This window comes from Methylobacterium oryzisoli, assembly GCF_046557895.1.
In the GTDB taxonomy this organism is placed as follows: domain Bacteria; phylum Pseudomonadota; class Alphaproteobacteria; order Rhizobiales; family Beijerinckiaceae; genus Methylobacterium; species Methylobacterium oryzisoli.
On sequence record NZ_JBKIBX010000003.1, the window covers coordinates 179,974 to 196,862 of the forward strand.

A 16,889-nucleotide genomic window follows, 5' to 3' on the forward strand; every position below is an offset into this window, starting at 1 on the left:
CGGCCGGACTTCAGGGAGAAACGTCCGTTGCGTCACCTCAGCACCTCCGCACTGCGGCCCGTCCTGGCCGGCCTCGCCCTAGCAACCGTCGCGACGGTTGCCGTATATGCTGAGGGTGCCAAACCCGCCGATCCGGCGCTCGCCAACTCGCTCAACCCGAACGACAAGTCCGCCGAAGTGGACCAGAAGGTCCTCGACAAGGCGCAGGCCGTGAAGGTGGAGGACGGCAAGTACTTCGACGCCGAGGGCCATCCGACCTTCCACGTCACCGACACCGGCAAGAAGTTCGACTGGTACGCGTATTCCGGCTACCGCCGCTACCACGCGGAGTGCCACGTCTGTCACGGCCCGGACGGCATGGGCTCGACCTACGCGCCCGCCCTCAAGGATTCGCTCAAGCGCCTCTCCTACGAGGAGTTCATCGGCATCCTGGTCGGCGGCAAGCAGGACATCAGCGCGTCCCAGCAGCAGGTCATGCCGGCCTTCGGCGACAACAAGAACGTGATGTGCTACGCGGACGACCTCTACGTCTACCTGCGCGCCCGCGCGTCCGGCGCCATGGGCCGCGTGCGTCCCTCCGACAAGGAGGACAAGCCCGAGGCCGCCAAGAAGGCCGAGAAGGAGTGCCTGGGCGGCTGATGGCGCGGCGCGCCTCCCGGCTGGCGGCCGGTCTCGCGGTCCTGCTCGCGGCAGCAGGCCCGCGGGGTGCCGCCGCGCAGCACCTGCCCGACCTCGTCACCACGGACGCCCTGCGGGTCTGCGCCGATCCCGGGAACATGCCCTTCTCCGACCGCAAGGGGGAGGGGTTCGAGAACAGGATCGCGGCGATCCTCGCCGACGAGCTGAAGGTGAAGCTGCGCAGCTACTGGCTGACGCAGGGGCCGGGCTTCGTGCGCAACACCCTCGGGTCGGGGCTGTGCGACGTGATCATCGGGTCGGCGCTCGGCGGCGACCTCGTGCAGCACACCAACCCGTATTACCGCTCGGCCTACGTGCTGGTGTCGCGGCGCGGCGACTTCACGGGCGTCGCGGCCCTCGACGACCCGAAGCTGAAGGGCCGGACCATCGGGATCGTCGCCGGGACGCCGCCCGTCAACCGGATGGGCGAGGTCGGGCTCGTCAGCACCATGAAGGCCTACGCGCCCTACCAGTTCGACCCGGGCAACCCGCACCAGACCGTGGCGGCGCAGATCATCGCGGACCTCGCCGGGAAGACGATCGACGCCGCCGTGCTGTGGGGGCCGGCGGCGGGCTGGCTCGCCCGGCAGAGCGGGGTGCCGATGGATGTCGTCCCCCTGCTGCGGGAACCCGACCGGCCGGCGCTGACCTACCGGATCGGCATGGGCGTGCGGCACGAGGAGAACGACTGGAAGCGCACCCTCAACACGGCGCTGCGCAAGCGCAAGGCCGAGATCGAGCAGGTGCTGCGCGACTACGCGGTGCCGCTCCTCGACGAGGAGGAGAACCGGCTGGCCACGCCCGCGGGCGAGTCGAAGCCGTGATCCCGGCCGTGAGGGCCGCCGCCCTCGCGCTCGCCGCGCTCCTCAGCGCCACCGCGGCCCGCGCCGGTGCGCCGCCGCCCGAGCCCTCGGACTACCGCGAGGATCAGTACCGCGCCCCCACGCCCGCGACGCTCGCGGGCGCCAGGGTGATCGGGGCCGACGAGGCCGAGGCGCTGTGGCGCCAGGGCACCCTGTTCATCGACGTGATGCCGCGCCCGCCCCGCCCCGCCCAGCTGCCGCCCGGCACGATCTGGCGCGATCCCCCGCACGAGAGCATCCCGAACGCCCATTGGCTCGCCAATACCGGCTTCGGGGGGCTGGCGCCCGAGACGGAGGCCTATTTCCGGTCCGCGCTGGAGCGGCTCACGGGGGGTGATCGCGCGCGGCCGATGGTCTTCTTCTGCCTGCGCCATTGCTGGATGTCGTGGAACGCGGCCAAGCGCGCGCTGGCCCTCGGCTACACCCGGGTGATCTGGTTCCCGGACGGCACCGACGGCTGGAGCGACGCGGCGCTCCCGCTCGAACGCCTCCAGCCGGAGAAATAGCGGGAGTCCAGAGGGGCGAAGGCCCTCTGGCGGGGTGCAGGGGGCGGCGCCCCCTGCTGGGCGTTGCGGCGCAGGATGGTCGCTCGGCCAGGAGATCTGCTCGCTTCTGCCGGGAGAGTCAGATCAAACCGAAATCCTCGCGCTTATGGTTGAAATTCACCACCCGCATGCCCTCGTTTGCTGCAGCAACATACAGCTCAACGTCGGCAGTCAATATCTCACATTGCCCGTCGCAACATTTCAATATGGCCGCATCCGTGATGCCGAGACGCAGGTAATTCTTCATCTTCACCACCAAGGCGCTCTCAAAATATCTTTCTTCATGCTGATTTATCAATTCGGCAAAGACTTGCATGATGCGCGTCCTCTCAGGATTCTTGTGCTGCCTGAGCAGGTTGGCGGCTTCGGAAACGGTGTTGGGAAGCAGTATAAGCTCCGCCTCCGCGCCGATCAAAAGGCTCAACAATTCGAAATCGTCAATCGTGAAGGCCGTCAAATTCTTATGCTTCGGAATGATGTGTATCGAAGTCATTCCAACAACGAGAAGAACCATCAACTGCGTGTCGAGAATGATCGGCCGCCTCATTCCTCCACGAGCGCCCGAATCTTGATCGAAGGCATTTCGTTCCCATCGTTCGGGATGCGCACGACCTTGAAGCTGCGCGTCAACGGCGCCGTCCCCATCGCCGTCGCAATCTTTGGATGCTTATCGACGATGCTCGGACGAAGAATGCTCAATGTGATCATCCAGGCATCGTCTCTGGCGTCGAACTCGACCTCTTCGAGCCTGATCTCGGCCACGTCCTCATCGGCGAAAACCGAGGACAGATAGCTTCGCGCCTGAGCAACGGCTTGCTTGACGTCCACGTTCGACCCCGTGTCGGCGCGTCCAGCCGCGAAGGGGTTGGACGCAGGCAGGATAGCATCCGCGGACAGGCCGTCGAGACACCTGCCTGCGCCCCGCCCTGCGATCCGGTCCGGGATCAGGCCGGCCAGGGCACGATGCCGGTCGCGTCGAGCCTGGCGAGGGCCTGCGTCACGGTCTCGCCGCCGATGACGAGGTCGGGGGCGATCTCGGCGAGGGGCACCAGCACGAAGGCGCGCTCGCGCACGAAGCGGTGGGGCAGCACGAGGCGCTCGTCCTCCACCGCGGCGCCGGCATAGTGGAGCACGTCGATGTCGATGACCCGCGGCCCCCAGCGCCGCGCGCGCACCCGGCCGAGCCGCGCCTCGACGGCGAGGCAGGCATCCAGCAGGGCGTGGGGCGACAGGTCGGTCTCGACCGCCACCGCCGCGTTCAGGAACCAGTCCTGGTCGGTGTCGCCCCAGGGGGGCGTACGGTAGAAGCGCGACCGGGCGGTGACCCGGAGGCCCGGCGTCGCGGCGAGGTCCCGGATGGCGCGGGCCAGCATCGCGGCCTTGTCGCCGAGATTGCTGCCGAGCCCGAGATAGGCCTCAGCCACGCCGCTGCCTCGTGATCTCCACCGAGACCCCGTCGAGGATCGCCGGGACGGGGGCGGCGGGCTTGTCGACCCGCACCGTGATGGCGTCGAGGACCGCGTAGGCCGCGAGCGCCTCGGCGGCGATGGCTTCGGCCAGGGCCTCGATCAGCCGGAAGCGCCGCTCGGTGGCGATGCGGGCGGCCAGCGCCGCGAGGTCGGCGTAGCTGACGCTGGCGGCGATGTCGTCGCGGGTGCCGGCCTCGCGCAGGTCGAGGCGGGCGTCGAGCGAGAGGTAGAAGCGCTGGCCGAGGCGGTTCTCCTCCTCCAGCACGCCGTGATGGGCGAAGACCGCGAGGCGATGGACGAGGATGCGGTCCATCAGGCGACCCCGGCGGCGCCACGCCGCAGCAGGGCGTCCACCACCTGGCAGGCCTCGACGTGGGGGCGCACGTCGTGGGCGCGCACGATGTCGGCCCCGAGCGTCGCCGCGACGACGTGAGCGGCGAGCGAGCCGAACAGCCGGTCGGCCGGGGCCGTGCCGGTGTTGTGGATGCGCCCGAGCAGCGACTTGCGAGAAATGCCGACGAGGAGCGGGAAGCCGAGGGCGCGCAGTTCGGGCAGGCGCCGGACGGCGTCGAGGTGCTGCTCCCAGCTCTTGCCGAAGCCGATGCCGGGATCGAGCACGATGTCGCGCGCGGGGATGCCGGCCTTGGCCGCGATGGCGAGCGAGCGGTCGAAGAACCACTTCATCTCGTCCACGATGTCGAGGCTCGCATCCACGCTCTCGCGGTTGTGCATCACGATCACGGGGGCGCCGTGGGCGGCGGCCACCGCGGCGATGTCGGGATCGCGCTGGAGCCCCCAGACATCGTTGACGATGCGGGCGCCGGCCTTCAGGGCGGCCTCGGCCGTCGCGGCCTTGTAGGTGTCGATGGAGATCGGGACGGGCAGGGCGGGGGCGAGCGCCGCGATGACGGGGAGCACCCGGGCCTGCTCCTCCTCGGCGGACACCGGCACGTGGCCGGGCCGGGTCGACTCGCCGCCGATGTCGAGGAGCGCGGCGCCCTCCGCCACCAGGGTCGCGGCCTGGGCCCGGGCGGCGTCGAGGTCCTGGAAGCGGCCTCCGTCCGAGAAGGAATCGGGCGTGACGTTGAGGATGCCCATCACCAGCGTGCGCCGGCCGAGATCCGGCAGCAGGGCGGCGAGGGCGGAGGCTTCGGGCGCGGTCACGGAATCCTCGCAGGGGCGCGCGGGGCGAGGCCCCGGGCTTAGGACGGATCGCGGCGCCTGCGCAACGCCCCGATCAGTCCGGGTCACGATCCGGCGAGGCGGCCGCGTCGGCCCGCGCGCCGGCGCATCTCGGCCCGATGGCGCATGGCACCGGTGGGGCGAAAGGCCTATATTGCACGATAATTCAGGATGCGGCGGCGCCGGCCGCGGGGACATTGCGCCCGGAGGACGCCCATGAGGAGAGCCCGATGACGAGAGCGGTATGGTGGCGGGGGCCGGCCGGCCGGTCGGCGCTGGCCGGCTTCGCGCTGGTGGCGATGGCGGCGGGCGCCCCAGTTCAGGCTCAGGCCCAGGACGAGGGCCGGGCGGAGGCGGCCTGGACCGAGCTGCGTGCCAGCGTCACGGGCGACCGGCCGATCCGGGACGGGGCCGGCGTGCTGACCCTGGAGGCGCCCAGGCGCGCGGAGGACGCGGCGATCGTGCCGGTCACGGTGCGGATCGCGCTGCCGGAGGGCGACGCGCGGGCCGTCAAGGCGCTGACGCTCGTGGTGGACGAGAACCCGGCCCCGGTGGTCGGCACCATCACGTTCCCGACCGCACAGCGCCATTTCGACCTCTCCACCCGCATCCGGGTGAACTCCTACTCCTACGTCCGGGCGATCGCCGAGACGCAGGACGGCGCCCTCTACATGACCAAGGCCTACGTGAAGGCGGCGGGAGGGTGCTCGGCGCCGGCCGTCAAGGACCCGGTCGAGGCCAAGGCCAATCTCGGCAAGATGCGCTTCCGCGCCTTCGCGGACCGGGGCGAGGCCCAGGTGCAGGTGCGCCACCCGAACAATTCGGGGCTGCAGATGGACCAGGTCACGCGGCTCTACACGCCGGCGTGGTTCGTCGAGTCGCTGAGCGTCCGCCAGGGCGACACGCCGCTCTTCTCGATGACCGGCGGTATCTCGGTGAGCGAGGACCCGACCTTCCGCTTCAGCTTCGCGGGCAACGGCGAGCCGGTGACGGTCGCCGCCAAGGATACGGACGGCAACACCTTCACGCAGACCTTCCCGGCCTCCGGCAGCTGAGGCTCACGGGGCCGGCCGCATCACCCCGTCGGGGCCGCGCCGCAGGGGTGCGGCCTGCTCGGGCAGGGGTGCGCCCGGCACCTGCGTCACGCTCACGCCCTCGCGCCAGCCCGGCGGGGCGATCGCCACGTAGCGGGCGTAGCCGCCGGTGCCGCCGAGCGGCTTGGCAAAGCCGATCGCGATCAGGGCGCCGGCCTCCGGCACCTTGTCGAGGTTGGCCACGCCCTCGGCCTGCGCGAAGTTGTTGTGCATCAGCCACGCCTCGCCCTCCAGGTTCGGCGTGGTGTCGGTGTCGAGCGGCTCGTGGCCGTGGAACAGGATCCGGCGCTCGCGGTGCAGGAACTGCAGCGCCGCGAGGCTCACGCCCGGGAAGGGCTTTTGCCGGAAGCGCTCGGTCTCGCCCCAGCGCTTCGACCAGTCGGAGCGCACCATCACCACCGCGCCCTCGGGGATGCGCCCGTGCTTGGCCTCCCAGGCGGCGATGTCGGCGACCTGCAGGTGGTAGCCCTCGTCGCGAGCGACCTGGGGGGTGATGTCGATCACCGCCAGGGGACGCAGCGTGTAGGTGGCCGGCAGGTCGCTGATCGTGGCGCCGCGCGGGTTCCAGTGGGCCGGAGGATCGAGCTGCGTGCCGTACTGGTCGGTGGGCAGGTCGTAGGCGGTGGCGACGAAGCCGTGCTTCTCGTAGGTGAAGACCTCGCCCTTCTCGACGTAGCCCGGGATGGTGCGGCCGGCCTCGGCCGGGCGGACGGTCGCGTTGGCGAATCCGGGCCAGACCGGCTGCACCGGAGCGAAGGGATGCGTGAGGTCGATGTACTTCGCGTGCCGGAGCGTCGTGTCGTAGAGCGCCCAGAGCGAGGTGTCGTCCGCACGGGCGGGCCAGGCCGCGGCGACCGCCAGCGCGAGCAGGGCCAGTCTCGCCGTCATCGTCATCGCTCCGCCCGGCCTCGTCCGCCGGGAGAGTGGGTCAGCGCGGCGCCGGCCGCAATCCCCAAGCCGTCTCCCTTGGCCGTCTCCCCCGGCCGTCAGTTCACGCTCGCGCGGTAGCAGCGGATCTCGGCCTCGGCCTGGGCGCGGCGCAGCTCGGCGACCTTGTCGTCGAACAGCTTGGTGGAGCGGAACTCGTTCGAGCGCTGGCCGATGCCCTGGCGCATGGACAGGATGGTCGAGGCCTGGACGTACTTGTCGTAGGGCAGCAGGGCCGCGATCGCGTCGATCGAGCAGGCGCATTTCTGCAGGGCCTCGCGGGTCTGGCCGTTGGCCGCCATGCAGCCGAAGACGTAGTCGGCCCGTGCCTCGGTCGGGTAGTCGTTGTCCTCGGCCCGCGCGGCGGCCGCCCCCGCGAGGAGACAGGCCGCGACGAGCAGGCCCTTACCCAACGCTCGGCTCATAGGTCAGGGTCTCCCGGTACAGCATGCCCCCGTCGGGCGCCGTCGCCCGGACGTCGATCGAGACGATCTCACCCGGAACGGCAGGGGAGACCACGAAGGTGTAGGTGAGGGTGTCGAAGCCGCGCAGCCTGTCCTTCACCGGATCGTTCTGGAAGGGGCGGATCTCGACCCGCCAGCCCTTCTGCTTCACGCCCTGCACCTCGACCTCGGCGGGGCTCACGCTGGCGGAGTCGCGCAGGGCCTTGCGGATGGCGTTCTTCAGGTAGCGCGGGTTGCCCTTCAGCGCCTTGCCCATGTCGAGGGTGTGATATTCGAGGAACTGCGCCAGCAGCGGGTTGCCGGACATGTTCTCGTAGTGGGCGGTCGGCAGGCGGCGCTCGCCCGTATAGGCCTCGACCGTGAGGTTGCGCGTCTCCGGGCTCGGCCCCGCCGCCACGATCTCGCGCACTGTGTCCTCGACCGGCGGGCCGAACGGCCCGTCCTTGATGCCGCTGAAGCGGTTGTAGCGGTAGAGGATCGTGCTGCCGGGGCCCGCCTTCTCGAAGTGGTTGTCGTCGAACAGCAGGTCGACGGCGCTCGGGGCGGCGGTGCCGGGCGCGGCCGGCTGCGGCGGCTCGGCCTGCGCGGCGGCCGGGCCGGCGAGCAGCGCGGCCAGCAGGGCGAGACGGAGAGGTCTCACGCGGTCACTCCCTCGGGTTGGGCCACGACCGGCGCCCCGCCGATCGTGCGGTACTGGTAGTCGGGCGCGGTCTCCAGCGCGGATTCGGCGATCGCCAGCGCCTGCACCTTGGCGTGGAGCGGCGAGAGCGAGCAGGCCGGGTCGGTGGCCGCGGCGTCGCCCGCCAGCGCCAGCGCCTGGCAGCGGCAGCCGCCCCAATCCTTCTCGCGCCGGTCGCAGGAGCGGCAGGGCTCCTTCATCCAGGCGGTGCCGCGATAGGCCTGGAAGGCCGGCGAATGGGCCCAGATGTCGCCGAGCGAGCGGTCGCGGACGTTCCAGAATTCGAGGCCGGGAATCGTCTCGGCGGCGTGGCAGGGCAGCACCTTGCCGGCGGGCGTGACGTTCATCAGCCGCCGGCCCCAGCCGCCCGCGCAGGCCTTGGGGTACTTGGCGTAATAATCCGGCACCACGAGATCGATGACGAGGCGGCCCTTCAGGCGCTCGCGCGCCTCCTCGACCACGCGGATCGAGCGGTCGACGTCGGGTTTGGCGGGCATCAGGGCGGCGCGGTTGACGTAGGCCCAGCCGTAATACTGGGTGTGGGCCACCTCCAGGCGCTTCGCGCCGAGGCTCACCGCGAGGTCGATGATGGTGGGCACCTCGTGGATGTTGCCGCGATGGATCACCGCGTTGAGGGTGAGCGGCAGGCCGAGCGCCACGACCCGCTCGGCGAAGGCGAATTTTTGGGGCTGCGCGTTCTTGAGGCCGCCGATTTTTTCCGCGTTCGCCGCCTCGGCCGCCTGGATCGAGAGCTGCACGTGGTCGAGCCCCGCGTCGTAGAGCGCGTCGAGCTTCCCCATCGCCCCGGCGACCCCGGAGGTGATCAGGTTCGAGTAGAGGCCGAGATCCGCGCAGGTCTTGGTGATCTCGACGATGTCCTGGCGCGCCGTCGGCTCGCCGCCCGAGAGATGGACGTGCAGCACGCCTAAGCCCGCCGCCTCCGTCAGCACCCGCTGCCACGTGGCGAGGTCGAGTTCGCCCGAGCGCTTGTCGAGTTCGAGCGGGTTGGAGCAGTAGGGGCAGCGCAGCGGGCAGCGATGCGTGAGTTCCGCGAGGAGCCCGATCGGCGCAGGAAGGGAGGGGGTGACGGCGTTCATGGCGGTGTCCTCACGCCGGCGGCGCGGCGGGCGCCGTGTCGAGCACGCGCCGCTCCGCGAGGCCGTTCAGCATGGTGATCACGTCGGGCTCGATGACGCTGCGCGGCGCGTCGTACTGCGCGGCCAGCGCCTCCGCGATCGCCCGGATGCTGCGCGCGCCGTCGACGAGCGAAAGAACCGCCACGGCGTTCTGGTCGAGGTCGAAGGTGCGCTCGGGGGCGAGCAGCACGTGGGCGCCGCGCACGCCGTCGAAGCGCATCCGCACCCCGCGCGGCAGGCGCGGCACGTCGTCGGGGGTCAGGCTCACGCGCGGCCCTCCACCAGCCCCTCGCCCGGCCGCCACGCGTCCGGCGGGATCATCCCCGGGGCCACGTAGGCGAAGTAGAGGGCGTCGAGCTGCGTCCAGAGCACGTTGCACTTGAAGGTCAGCGCCTCCATCGCCTGCCGCTGCAGGGCCGGCGTGGTTGCGTGCTGCTTCACGTAGTCGAGGGCGAAATCGGCGTCGCGGGGCGCCTGGGTGAGGCGCTTGTCGAAATAGGCCAGCGTCTCCTTGGTGATGAAGTCGTAGTTCTTCAGCATCCCGGCGACGCGCTCGGAGATGATGGTCGGCGAGAACATCTCGGTGAGCGAGGAGGCGATGGCTTCGAGCAGCGAGCGCTCGGCCACGAAATGCACGTAGGCCTCGACCGAGAAGCGGGTCGCCGAGAGGATGCCCTTCGTCGAGAGCACGTAGGCGCGGTCGAAGCCGACGCCCTCGGCGAGCTTGAGCCAGCGCTCGATGCCGCCGTCGCCCTCGTGGTCGCCGTCATGGTCGACGATGCGCTGGCGCCAGACCCGGCGCAGGGCCGCGTCCGGCATCCGGGCGAGCACCGCCGCGTCCTTCACCGGGATCATCGCCTGGTAGTAGTAGCGGTTGAGCGCCCAGGCCCGGACCTGATCCTTGTTCAGCTTGCCGTCGTGGAGCAGGCGGTGGAACGGGTGCAGGTTGTGGTAGCGCCGCGCGCCGATGTCGCGCAGGGCCGCCTCCAGCTCGGCGGGGCCGAGCAGGCGGTCCTCGCTGCCCGCGGGAGCGACCGGAAGGGAGATGGACAGAGCTGCGGTCATGGCTGCGGTCATGGCGTGATCGTCGGCTTTCGTTGTCGTGGTCGGAGCGCTTCGCGGCTCCGATCCTCCCCGTGCCCGAGGTGGCGGCGTGGGCCGCGGCGGTCAAGGGCGACTTCGGTCACAAGGCAACGGGGAACCCGTGCCTCACAGGCTCAGCGTCAGCCCGTCATGGGCCACGGTCCAGCCCGCCGCCTCGACCTCCCGGCGGGCCGGCGACTCCTCGACCAGCACCGGATTGGTGTTGTTGATGTGCACGAAGATGCGCCGGCCGAGGTCGGTGTCGGCGAGCGCCGCGATGGCGCCGCCTTCGCCGGTCATCGGCACGTGGCCCATGCGCCAGCCGGTCTTGGTGCCGACGCCGGCCCGGATCAGGTCGTCATCGGCCAGCACGGTCCCGTCGAACAGGAGCGCGTCGACCCCGGACAGGCGCCGCTTGAGGCCGTCCGTCACCCGGGCGCAGCCCGGCACATAGGCGAGGCGGCGCCCGTTGGCGGCGATCATCGCGCCGACCGTGGTCTCGGTCTCGGCGCCGATCTCGGGGGTTCCGTCCTCCAGCCACAGCGGCACCTTGCCGGGCACCGCGAACAGGGTGACGGAGAGGCCCGGCACCGGCCAGAAGGGTTCGTCCAGCGCGACCTCGCTGCGGGTCACGATGCCGGCCGCCATCACGTCGAAGACGCGGTTGGCGGAGATGGAATCGAGGATGCTGCGGGTGGCGTGGAGCCGGAAGGGCTGCCCCTCGCGCAAGGTCAGGAGGCCCGCCACGTGGTCGACGTCGCCGTTCGTGAGCAGCACCGCCTCGACGGGCGAGTGGCGCAGACCGTGGCGCGGATGCAGGGCGGGGGTCGCGAAGAATTGCTGCCGGATGTCCGGCGAGGCGTTCACCAGGAGCCAGCGCTCACCGTCGGGCGAGACCGCGAGGCTCGACTGGGTACGGGGGAGGACCCGGCGGTCGCCCGCCCAGGCCATCGCACAGATCGGGCAGCGGCAGTTCCATTGCGGAACCCCGCCACCCGCCGCGGAGCCGAGGATGATCGCCTGCATGACCGTCTCGCGTCGGCGCCAGCATCCTCAGGCCGGAGATCCCTTAGTTGAAGGGATCGATCTCGGCCGACTCGTAGCTGGTGACTTCCATGCCGACGCAGACTTCGGCGACGACCGGCAGAGCCCACTTCATGGCGTATCTCCTTGAGGCTTGCGAAAAGGATCCCCCGGCAGCGTGGCCGCCGGAGGGACCGGAGCGAATCCCTTAGTTGAAGGGATCGATCTCGGCCGACTCGTAGCTGGTGACTTCCATGCCGACGCAGACTTCGGCGACGACCGGCAGAGCCCACTTCATGGCGTATCTCCTTGAGGCTTGCGAAAAGGATCCCCCGGCAGCGTGGCCGCCGGAGGGACCGGAGCGAATCCCTTAGTTGAAGGGATCGATCTCGGCCGACTCGTAGCTGGTGACTTCCATGCCGACGCAGACTTCGGCGACAACCGGCAGAGCCCACTTCATGGCGTATCTCCTTGAGGCTTGCGAAAAGGATCCCCCGGCAGCGTGGCCGCCGGAGGGACCGGAGCGAATCCCTTAGTTGAAGGGATCGATCTCGGCCGACTCGTAGCTGGTGACTTCCATGCCGACGCAGACTTCGGCGACAACCGGCAGAGCCCACTTCATGATGCGTCTCCTTGGCTTGGGGGGATCCTCCTTAAGAGGATCCTAAGATGTTGAGATGACAGTGTTTTCTGTCACCAGGGATATATCGGCAATCCCGATCCGAAGTGCAAGAGGTATTTTTCCGGACCGAGGCGCGCAGCGTGGCCGTCCCCTCATAGAGTGGTCTTATTGTGCCGGATCGGCGCGGGGTTAGCCGTGAAGGATCGTGCCCCAAACAATTTCGTGAGGGATGGCGCTTTAGCGTCAGTGCCGGAAGCCGGGCTCGCGCAGGTCGAGCAGGAAGCCCTTGCCCCGCACCGTGACGATGGTCGGGCCGCCGAGCCGGGCGATGTCGCCGAGCTTGGTGCGCAGGTAGCCGACATAGACGTCGACCACGTTGAGCGACAGGCCGCCCTGGCTCGCCCACAGCCGGTCGAAGATGTCGCCGCGGTTCACCGGGCGGTTGGCCTGCTCCATCAGGATGCTGAGCAGCTCCGCCTCGCGCTGCGTGAGCCGGGCGGTGGTGTCGCCGAAGCGCACCTGCCGGGTCGCGAAGTCGAGGGAGAGGCGCCCGGCCGTGACGAGGGTGCGCGGCTCGCCGGCCGCGCGGCGGCGCTGCAGGTGGGTGCGCAGGCGCGCCAGCAATTCGTCGAACGAGAACGGCTTGACGATGTAGTCGTCGGCCCCGAGGGCGAGGCCGTCGACCCGGTCGCTGACCTCGTCCTTGGCGCTCAGGAAGAGGATCGTCCCCGGATAGCCGCCCTCGCGCAGGGAGCGGCAGACGTCGTGGCCCGAGCCGTCCGGCAGCATGATGTCGAGGAGCACGGCCTCCGGCACGCGCTCGCGCGCCGCCGCCAGCGCCTCGTCGACGCCCCCCGCGAGATTGACCGAGAACCCCTCGGCGCTCAGGCCCCGTGCCAGCATGGCGCGGATGTCGCCGTCATCCTCGACGATCAGCACGCTCGTCATGCGGGTTCGCTCACGCCGCGTCCTCCCGTGCTCGCCGGTCTCCGGCCGTCATGCGGGCAGTTCCAGGCTGACCCGGGCACCGCACTCGCCCGGACCGCCCGACCCGAGGCGAATGACGCCATCATGGCGTTCGACGACCCAGCGCGCCAGTGCCAATCCGATGCCGAACCCCTGCGCCGGGGAAGAATTGCCGCCGCGGCGGAAGCGCTCGAACAGGCTCTCGGCGTCGGGCGGGAAGCCCGCGCCGTCATCCGCCACCGTCACCGCGGCGCCGCCGGGCCGCGCCGCGAGGGTGACCCAGACCCGCGTCGCCCCGGCGGCGTGGCGCAGCGCGTTGTCGATCAGCCCCTCGACGACCTGGCGCAGCCACTCGGGATCGGCCCGGATCTCGACATCCGACTCGCTCGGGTGGAAGGCGAGGGCGATGCGGCGGCGCTGCGCCTCCGAGGCGCAGTTTTCCACCGCCTCGGCGAGGACGGAGGCGAGGCCGACCGGGCGGCGCTCCAGCTCGATCTGGCCGGATTCCGAGCGGGCGATGCGCAGCATGTCGCCCACCCGGCGGTGCAGGCGCAGCGCCCGCTTGCGGATGGTGGCGATGACGGGCCGGAAGGAATCGGGCGTCTCGGGGGAGCGCGCCGCGAGATCGCACTCGCCGAGGATGACGGTGAGCGGCGTGCGCAGCTCGTGGCTGACATCGGCGAAGAAGCGGCGGCGGGAGCGATCGATCTCCTCCAGCCGGGTGTTGGCGGCACGCAGGTCGGCGGTCGCCCGCGCCACCGTCTCCTCCAGCACGGCCCGGTCGGCGGCCACGCGCGTCTCGCGACGCTTGAGCCGCGCCGCCATGCGGTTGAAGCTCGCCACGAGCAGGCCGAGCTCGTCGCGGGTCCGCACCGGGAGCCGCGTGTCGAGCTCACCCCGCCCGATCGCGCTCGCGCCGGCCCGGATGTCCTCGATGCGCTTGAGGAGCGGCCGGGTCAGGGTGCGGTGGACGAGGACCAGCACGATGACGGCGAGCCCCGCCATGGCGAGCGCGATCGCCCGCAGGCGCAGGGTCAGCGCCCGTACCTCGGCGGCGGAGGCCTCGACGGCCCGGCGCTCGGCCTCGACCAGGAAGGTGAGGGGCTGGCCCGTCACCGCCCCGAAGGCGTTGAGCGCGCCGCGGATCCCGTCCGAGCGCTTGGCCGGGTCGGGCTCGCGCTGGATCTGCGCCACCTGCCGGTCGAGCATGGCGCGGGCGGCGCGCAGGCGCGAGAGCGGGCGCGAGCGGGTGGCGTACTGCATGCGGTCGAGCAAGGCGCCGCTCCCGGCTATGGCGCGGCTCAGGCCCTCGTCCACGGCGTTGAGCGCCCGGTCGACGTCGTTGCGGGCGTTGGTGAGGCGCTCCGGCCGGCTCGGGTTGTCCCCCACCGCCTCCACGGCCGCGAGCCCGAACTCGGTCAGGCGCCCGGAGAGTTCGGCGAGGAGTTCGAGGCGCACCTGCGCGGCCAGCGTGGCGTCGAGCGTGCGTTCCGCCGCGTAGAGCGACCAGACCAGCGCCCCCGCGGTCAGCACCACGAGCGCGGCCGCGCTCCCGACCAACAACCCGAACCGAACCCGCAGGGACCCCATCCGGCCCTCCCTCTCGCCGCATTCTGGCACGGCGGCGGGCGCGCGTGATCGGCCGGGTTCGTCAGGCCGCGTCGAGGTCGCGCGCGGCGCGCGCCAGCGCGTCGTTCATCCGGGTCTGCCATCCCGGACCGGTCGCCTTGAACGCCTCGACGATATCTCGGTCGAGGCGCAGGCTGAGCAGCACCTTGGCGGATCCGGATCGGGGCCGTCCCGCACGGCGAGGCAGCGCGTCGAACACCTCCGGGGGCAGAACCTCCCTGGCCGGACGCAGGCCGGCCAACTGCTCCGGCGTCAGTTCGGGCGTGTCGGACACCTCATCCCAATCGGCCTGCGTGTAGCCGGAAGGCGGCAATTCACCCTTGGGCGTGGCGCTCATAAGCTTCCCTTTCCTGCGGACTGGCCGTGCGGACGCTCACCAGGGACAAGGCTTCGCGTCCGAGCGGAGACGTGATCACCGCAACGACCCGCGTCTCGTTCCACGTCCCCAGAAGGAGGTATCGGACCCGCCCCAGGCGGCTCGCCGCCGTCGGAAGCGTCAGGGCGGTGTCACGATCGAACGCCCGCGCGAACTCCGCGAAGTCGTAACCGTGCTTGACGAGATTCGCCGCCCGCTTGGCCTCATCCCACACGATCCGCATTGCAATACCGTAGCTACAGGAATAAGCGGGCACAAGCGGCTCGCCTTCGCGACCGACACGGCCCAGCCGTCCCTCGACACAAGGGCTGATGCACGGTCTGCAAGGCGAACGGGATGATGACGCCGCAATACGCCTCAAGGTGACGCCGACCGCCTCGGGCCGAGATCACCCCAGCGGCGTGAACAGCTCCCCCTTGCCGAGGGTCGCGAGATCGCCGGCGCGGCGGGCGAGCGGGGCGCGGGCCAGGGCGGCGAAGCGCGGGTCGAGCGACAGCGCGTCGAGAGCCTTGGCGAGCAGGCGCAGGACGACGAGGTCCTGCGTGCCGGTCTCCACGAAGGTCGGCAGCAGGGCGCCGTGGCGCTCCACGAGGAGCGTGCCGCGGCGCATGCCGTAGCCCGGATGGTCGCCGATCGTGCCGGCCACCAGCGTGCCGGCGACCATGCGGGCGCCCGCGAGGTCGCCCGCGCGCTCCGCGACGATCAGGCCGCCGCGCATGCGGTCGCCGAGCCGGTCGCCCGCCCGGCCGCCGATGACGAGGGTCGCGCCGTCGAGGCCGCCCATGGCCCCGTGCACGGCGCCGCCCGCACCCTCGCCGGCATCGCCATCGATCGTGATGAGGCCGCCCGTGGCCCCGGTGCCCGCGAAGGGGCCGGCGGATCCCGCGACGCGGATCGCGCCCGCACGCAGGCCCGCCCCGAGGCGCTGGCCGACATCGCCCTCGACCGTGATGGTGCCTCCCGCGAGCCCCGCCCCGATCCGGTCGAGCCGGTCCGAGCCGCCCGCGAGGCGCAGCTCCTCGCCGCCGTCGAGCGCCAGCGCGAAGCAGTCGCCGAGGACGAGGCCGAGGCGGCTCGTGCCGACCGGCAGCCGCGCGGCCTCGGCCTCCGACAGGCCGGCGAGCCGGGCCGGATTGATGCCGGAAAGGTCGAGCCGCTCCGGCGGCGCGTGGCGCAGGGTGAGGACACTCATGCGAGGACACTCATGGGGGGACGCTCATGCCGCCGCCCCGTCGACGAGGTCGCGCAGGTGGAAGTGGTGGCGCCCGAGATTGCCGCCGTAGTTGCCGGCCGTGACCGCCACGAGGCCGAGATCACCCCCGGCCGCGGTGGCGGCGTGGAGCGCCGCCCGCATGGAGCGCGAGATCGCCGCCGCCGAGAGCCCGTCGATGACGATCTCCAGCACCACGTTGACCTCCGGGGGCAGGGCCGAGCCCGCCCGGCCCTTCAGGGTCGGGCAATAGGCGTCGTTGGTGGAGGCCATCATGCCCTTGGTGCGCGCCCCGACCTTCGAGCCCGAGCGCACGATGCCGCCCGGGAAGGGCAGGATCACGTCCGGCACGGCGCGCGCCGCCGCCACCGCGATCTCGGCCACCGTCAGGGTGTCGGCGAAGGCCCGGCCGAGAAACAGCAGGTTGCCGCCGCCCACCGCCCCCTCGATGGTCGGCACGGAATGCTCGCACAGGAACTCGCCGTCCATGACGGGCGTGCGCCAGAAGCGCCGGCCCCCGATGCGCTTGGCCACCGCGAAGCCGTCGCCGAACATCCGGATCGCGCCGCCGAGCGTGATCGCCTTGCCGCGGTGGGGGTCGTCCCAGGCGATGCCCGCATAGGCCGCGCTGCCCGGCGAGGTGAGCACGCATTGCCCGACGCGCTTGAGGAGCTGCGCCTTCAGCCCCCCGGCATCGAAGCCGAACAGCAGCACGCGCACGCCGGGGCGCCCGTCCGGCGTCTCCTCCGGCGCCAGCACCGCGTCGATGCCGGCCTCCGCCCCGCAGCCGATCACCGAGGTGGCGAAGCCCGTCATGGTGGTGGCGGCGATCATCGCCCAGTCGGGCGTCTCGGCGGTGAGCACGAGGGCCGTGCCCGCCATGTCGAAGGCCTCCGCGAAGGTATCCTCGACCCGGATGCCGTTGAGAGTGAGGTCCGCCATC

Annotated in this window: 26 protein-coding genes; 4 read left to right on the forward strand and 22 right to left on the reverse strand. The window is 71.2% G+C overall.

Annotated elements, in window-relative coordinates; genetic code table 11:
• Positions 1 to 27: 27 nt before the first annotated feature.
• From ACKUB9_RS05060 to ACKUB9_RS05070, 3 genes are read left to right on the forward strand one after another with little or no spacing between them, the layout of a single operon-like run.
• Entirely contained in the window at positions 28 to 639 is a 612-nt protein-coding gene (locus tag ACKUB9_RS05060; protein ID WP_407519997.1) for a c-type cytochrome, methanol metabolism-related, read from the forward strand.
• On the forward strand, positions 639 to 1,502 hold the full coding sequence (gene xoxJ / locus ACKUB9_RS05065; RefSeq protein ID WP_407519998.1) for a rare earth element methanol dehydrogenase accessory protein XoxJ: 864 nt from the start codon (positions 639 to 641) through the stop codon (positions 1,500 to 1,502). Before ACKUB9_RS05060 ends, xoxJ begins: the two co-directional genes overlap by 1 nt.
• On the forward strand, positions 1,502 to 2,047 hold the full coding sequence (locus ACKUB9_RS05070) for a PQQ-dependent catabolism-associated CXXCW motif protein (RefSeq protein WP_407520090.1): 546 nt from the start codon (positions 1,502 to 1,504) through the stop codon (positions 2,045 to 2,047). The genes xoxJ and ACKUB9_RS05070 overlap by 1 nt, the downstream gene beginning before the upstream one ends.
• A 118-nt stretch (positions 2,048 to 2,165) precedes the next feature.
• Here ACKUB9_RS05070 and ACKUB9_RS05075 read toward each other — a convergent pair whose 3' ends face one another.
• From ACKUB9_RS05075 to folP, 5 genes are all read right to left on the reverse strand, one after another.
• Positions 2,166 to 2,633 carry a PIN domain-containing protein gene (locus ACKUB9_RS05075; RefSeq protein ID WP_407519999.1) on the reverse strand — a complete coding sequence of 156 codons (468 nt, stop codon included), beginning with the start codon at positions 2,631 to 2,633 and terminating at the stop codon, positions 2,166 to 2,168.
• Complete coding sequence (locus ACKUB9_RS05080) at positions 2,630 to 2,914, reverse strand: hypothetical protein (protein WP_407520000.1); 285 nt, start codon at positions 2,912 to 2,914, stop codon at positions 2,630 to 2,632. Before ACKUB9_RS05080 ends, ACKUB9_RS05075 begins: the two co-directional genes overlap by 4 nt.
• A 116-nt stretch (positions 2,915 to 3,030) precedes the next feature.
• Positions 3,031 to 3,510, reverse strand: a complete 480-nt coding sequence (gene folK / locus ACKUB9_RS05085) for a 2-amino-4-hydroxy-6-hydroxymethyldihydropteridine diphosphokinase (protein WP_407520001.1) — start codon at positions 3,508 to 3,510, stop codon at positions 3,031 to 3,033.
• The gene (gene folB / locus ACKUB9_RS05090) at positions 3,503 to 3,871 is read right to left on the reverse strand and encodes a dihydroneopterin aldolase (RefSeq protein ID WP_407520091.1); all 369 of its coding nucleotides are present in this window, start codon (positions 3,869 to 3,871) and stop codon (positions 3,503 to 3,505) included. Before folB ends, folK begins: the two co-directional genes overlap by 8 nt.
• Complete coding sequence (folP, locus tag ACKUB9_RS05095; protein ID WP_407520092.1) at positions 3,868 to 4,653, reverse strand: dihydropteroate synthase; 786 nt, start codon at positions 4,651 to 4,653, stop codon at positions 3,868 to 3,870. The genes folB and folP overlap by 4 nt, the downstream gene beginning before the upstream one ends.
• A gap of 314 nt (positions 4,654 to 4,967) precedes the next feature.
• On the opposite strand from folP, the gene ACKUB9_RS05100 reads away from it, so the two are divergent.
• Positions 4,968 to 5,792, forward strand: a complete 825-nt coding sequence (locus ACKUB9_RS05100; RefSeq protein ID WP_407520002.1) for a quinoprotein dehydrogenase-associated SoxYZ-like carrier — start codon at positions 4,968 to 4,970, stop codon at positions 5,790 to 5,792.
• A gap of 3 nt (positions 5,793 to 5,795) precedes the next feature.
• On the opposite strand, the gene ACKUB9_RS05105 is transcribed toward ACKUB9_RS05100, so the two are convergent.
• The 17 genes from ACKUB9_RS05105 to fhcD form a co-directional block, all read right to left on the reverse strand.
• Positions 5,796 to 6,719: a cyclase family protein gene (locus ACKUB9_RS05105; RefSeq protein WP_407520003.1), complete on the reverse strand. Its 924-nt coding sequence runs from the start codon at positions 6,717 to 6,719 to the stop codon at positions 5,796 to 5,798.
• Between the two features lie 98 nt (positions 6,720 to 6,817).
• A complete protein-coding gene (locus ACKUB9_RS05110) occupies positions 6,818 to 7,183 on the reverse strand; it encodes a hypothetical protein (RefSeq protein WP_407520004.1) in 366 nt (121 codons plus the stop codon).
• On the reverse strand, positions 7,164 to 7,862 hold the full coding sequence (locus ACKUB9_RS05115) for a hypothetical protein (RefSeq protein ID WP_407520005.1): 699 nt from the start codon (positions 7,860 to 7,862) through the stop codon (positions 7,164 to 7,166). The genes ACKUB9_RS05110 and ACKUB9_RS05115 overlap by 20 nt, the downstream gene beginning before the upstream one ends.
• Positions 7,859 to 8,998, reverse strand: coding sequence for a pyrroloquinoline quinone biosynthesis protein PqqE (pqqE, locus tag ACKUB9_RS05120; RefSeq protein ID WP_407520006.1), 1,140 nt, complete (start codon positions 8,996 to 8,998; stop codon positions 7,859 to 7,861). Before pqqE ends, ACKUB9_RS05115 begins: the two co-directional genes overlap by 4 nt.
• A 10-nt stretch (positions 8,999 to 9,008) precedes the next feature.
• Entirely contained in the window at positions 9,009 to 9,305 is a 297-nt protein-coding gene (gene pqqD / locus ACKUB9_RS34460; RefSeq protein WP_490390945.1) for a pyrroloquinoline quinone biosynthesis peptide chaperone PqqD, read from the reverse strand.
• Positions 9,302 to 10,102, reverse strand: a complete 801-nt coding sequence (gene pqqC, locus ACKUB9_RS05125; protein WP_490390946.1) for a pyrroloquinoline-quinone synthase PqqC — start codon at positions 10,100 to 10,102, stop codon at positions 9,302 to 9,304. The genes pqqD and pqqC overlap by 4 nt, the downstream gene beginning before the upstream one ends.
• Positions 10,103 to 10,246: 144 nt before the next feature.
• On the reverse strand, positions 10,247 to 11,146 hold the full coding sequence (gene pqqB, locus ACKUB9_RS05130; protein WP_407520007.1) for a pyrroloquinoline quinone biosynthesis protein PqqB: 900 nt from the start codon (positions 11,144 to 11,146) through the stop codon (positions 10,247 to 10,249).
• Between the two features lie 43 nt (positions 11,147 to 11,189).
• Positions 11,190 to 11,279 carry a pyrroloquinoline quinone precursor peptide PqqA gene (gene pqqA / locus ACKUB9_RS05135; RefSeq protein ID WP_012335429.1) on the reverse strand — a complete coding sequence of 30 codons (90 nt, stop codon included), beginning with the start codon at positions 11,277 to 11,279 and terminating at the stop codon, positions 11,190 to 11,192.
• 72 nt (positions 11,280 to 11,351) lie between these two features.
• On the reverse strand, positions 11,352 to 11,441 hold the full coding sequence (pqqA, locus tag ACKUB9_RS05140) for a pyrroloquinoline quinone precursor peptide PqqA (protein WP_012335429.1): 90 nt from the start codon (positions 11,439 to 11,441) through the stop codon (positions 11,352 to 11,354).
• Positions 11,442 to 11,513: 72 nt separating this feature from the next.
• Positions 11,514 to 11,603 (reverse strand): pyrroloquinoline quinone precursor peptide PqqA, encoded by a 90-nt coding sequence (pqqA, locus tag ACKUB9_RS05145; RefSeq protein WP_012335429.1) that lies wholly within the window; start codon positions 11,601 to 11,603, stop codon positions 11,514 to 11,516.
• Between the two features lie 72 nt (positions 11,604 to 11,675).
• A complete protein-coding gene (pqqA, locus tag ACKUB9_RS05150) occupies positions 11,676 to 11,765 on the reverse strand; it encodes a pyrroloquinoline quinone precursor peptide PqqA (RefSeq protein WP_012335429.1) in 90 nt (29 codons plus the stop codon).
• A 243-nt stretch (positions 11,766 to 12,008) separates the two neighbouring features.
• A complete protein-coding gene (locus ACKUB9_RS05155; RefSeq protein ID WP_407520008.1) occupies positions 12,009 to 12,713 on the reverse strand; it encodes a response regulator transcription factor in 705 nt (234 codons plus the stop codon).
• Positions 12,714 to 12,761: 48 nt separating this feature from the next.
• Complete coding sequence (locus ACKUB9_RS05160) at positions 12,762 to 14,321, reverse strand: sensor histidine kinase (protein ID WP_407520009.1); 1,560 nt, start codon at positions 14,319 to 14,321, stop codon at positions 12,762 to 12,764.
• Between the two features lie 61 nt (positions 14,322 to 14,382).
• Positions 14,383 to 14,697: a BrnA antitoxin family protein gene (locus ACKUB9_RS05165; protein ID WP_407520010.1), complete on the reverse strand. Its 315-nt coding sequence runs from the start codon at positions 14,695 to 14,697 to the stop codon at positions 14,383 to 14,385.
• A complete protein-coding gene (locus tag ACKUB9_RS05170) occupies positions 14,675 to 14,959 on the reverse strand; it encodes a BrnT family toxin (RefSeq protein ID WP_407520011.1) in 285 nt (94 codons plus the stop codon). Before ACKUB9_RS05170 ends, ACKUB9_RS05165 begins: the two co-directional genes overlap by 23 nt.
• Positions 14,960 to 15,124: 165 nt before the next feature.
• A complete protein-coding gene (locus ACKUB9_RS05175) occupies positions 15,125 to 15,928 on the reverse strand; it encodes a formylmethanofuran dehydrogenase subunit C (protein ID WP_407520012.1) in 804 nt (267 codons plus the stop codon).
• A gap of 24 nt (positions 15,929 to 15,952) precedes the next feature.
• Positions 15,953 to 16,888 (reverse strand): formylmethanofuran--tetrahydromethanopterin N-formyltransferase, encoded by a 936-nt coding sequence (fhcD, locus tag ACKUB9_RS05180; protein WP_407520013.1) that lies wholly within the window; start codon positions 16,886 to 16,888, stop codon positions 15,953 to 15,955.
• Position 16,889: the final 1 nt, after the last annotated feature.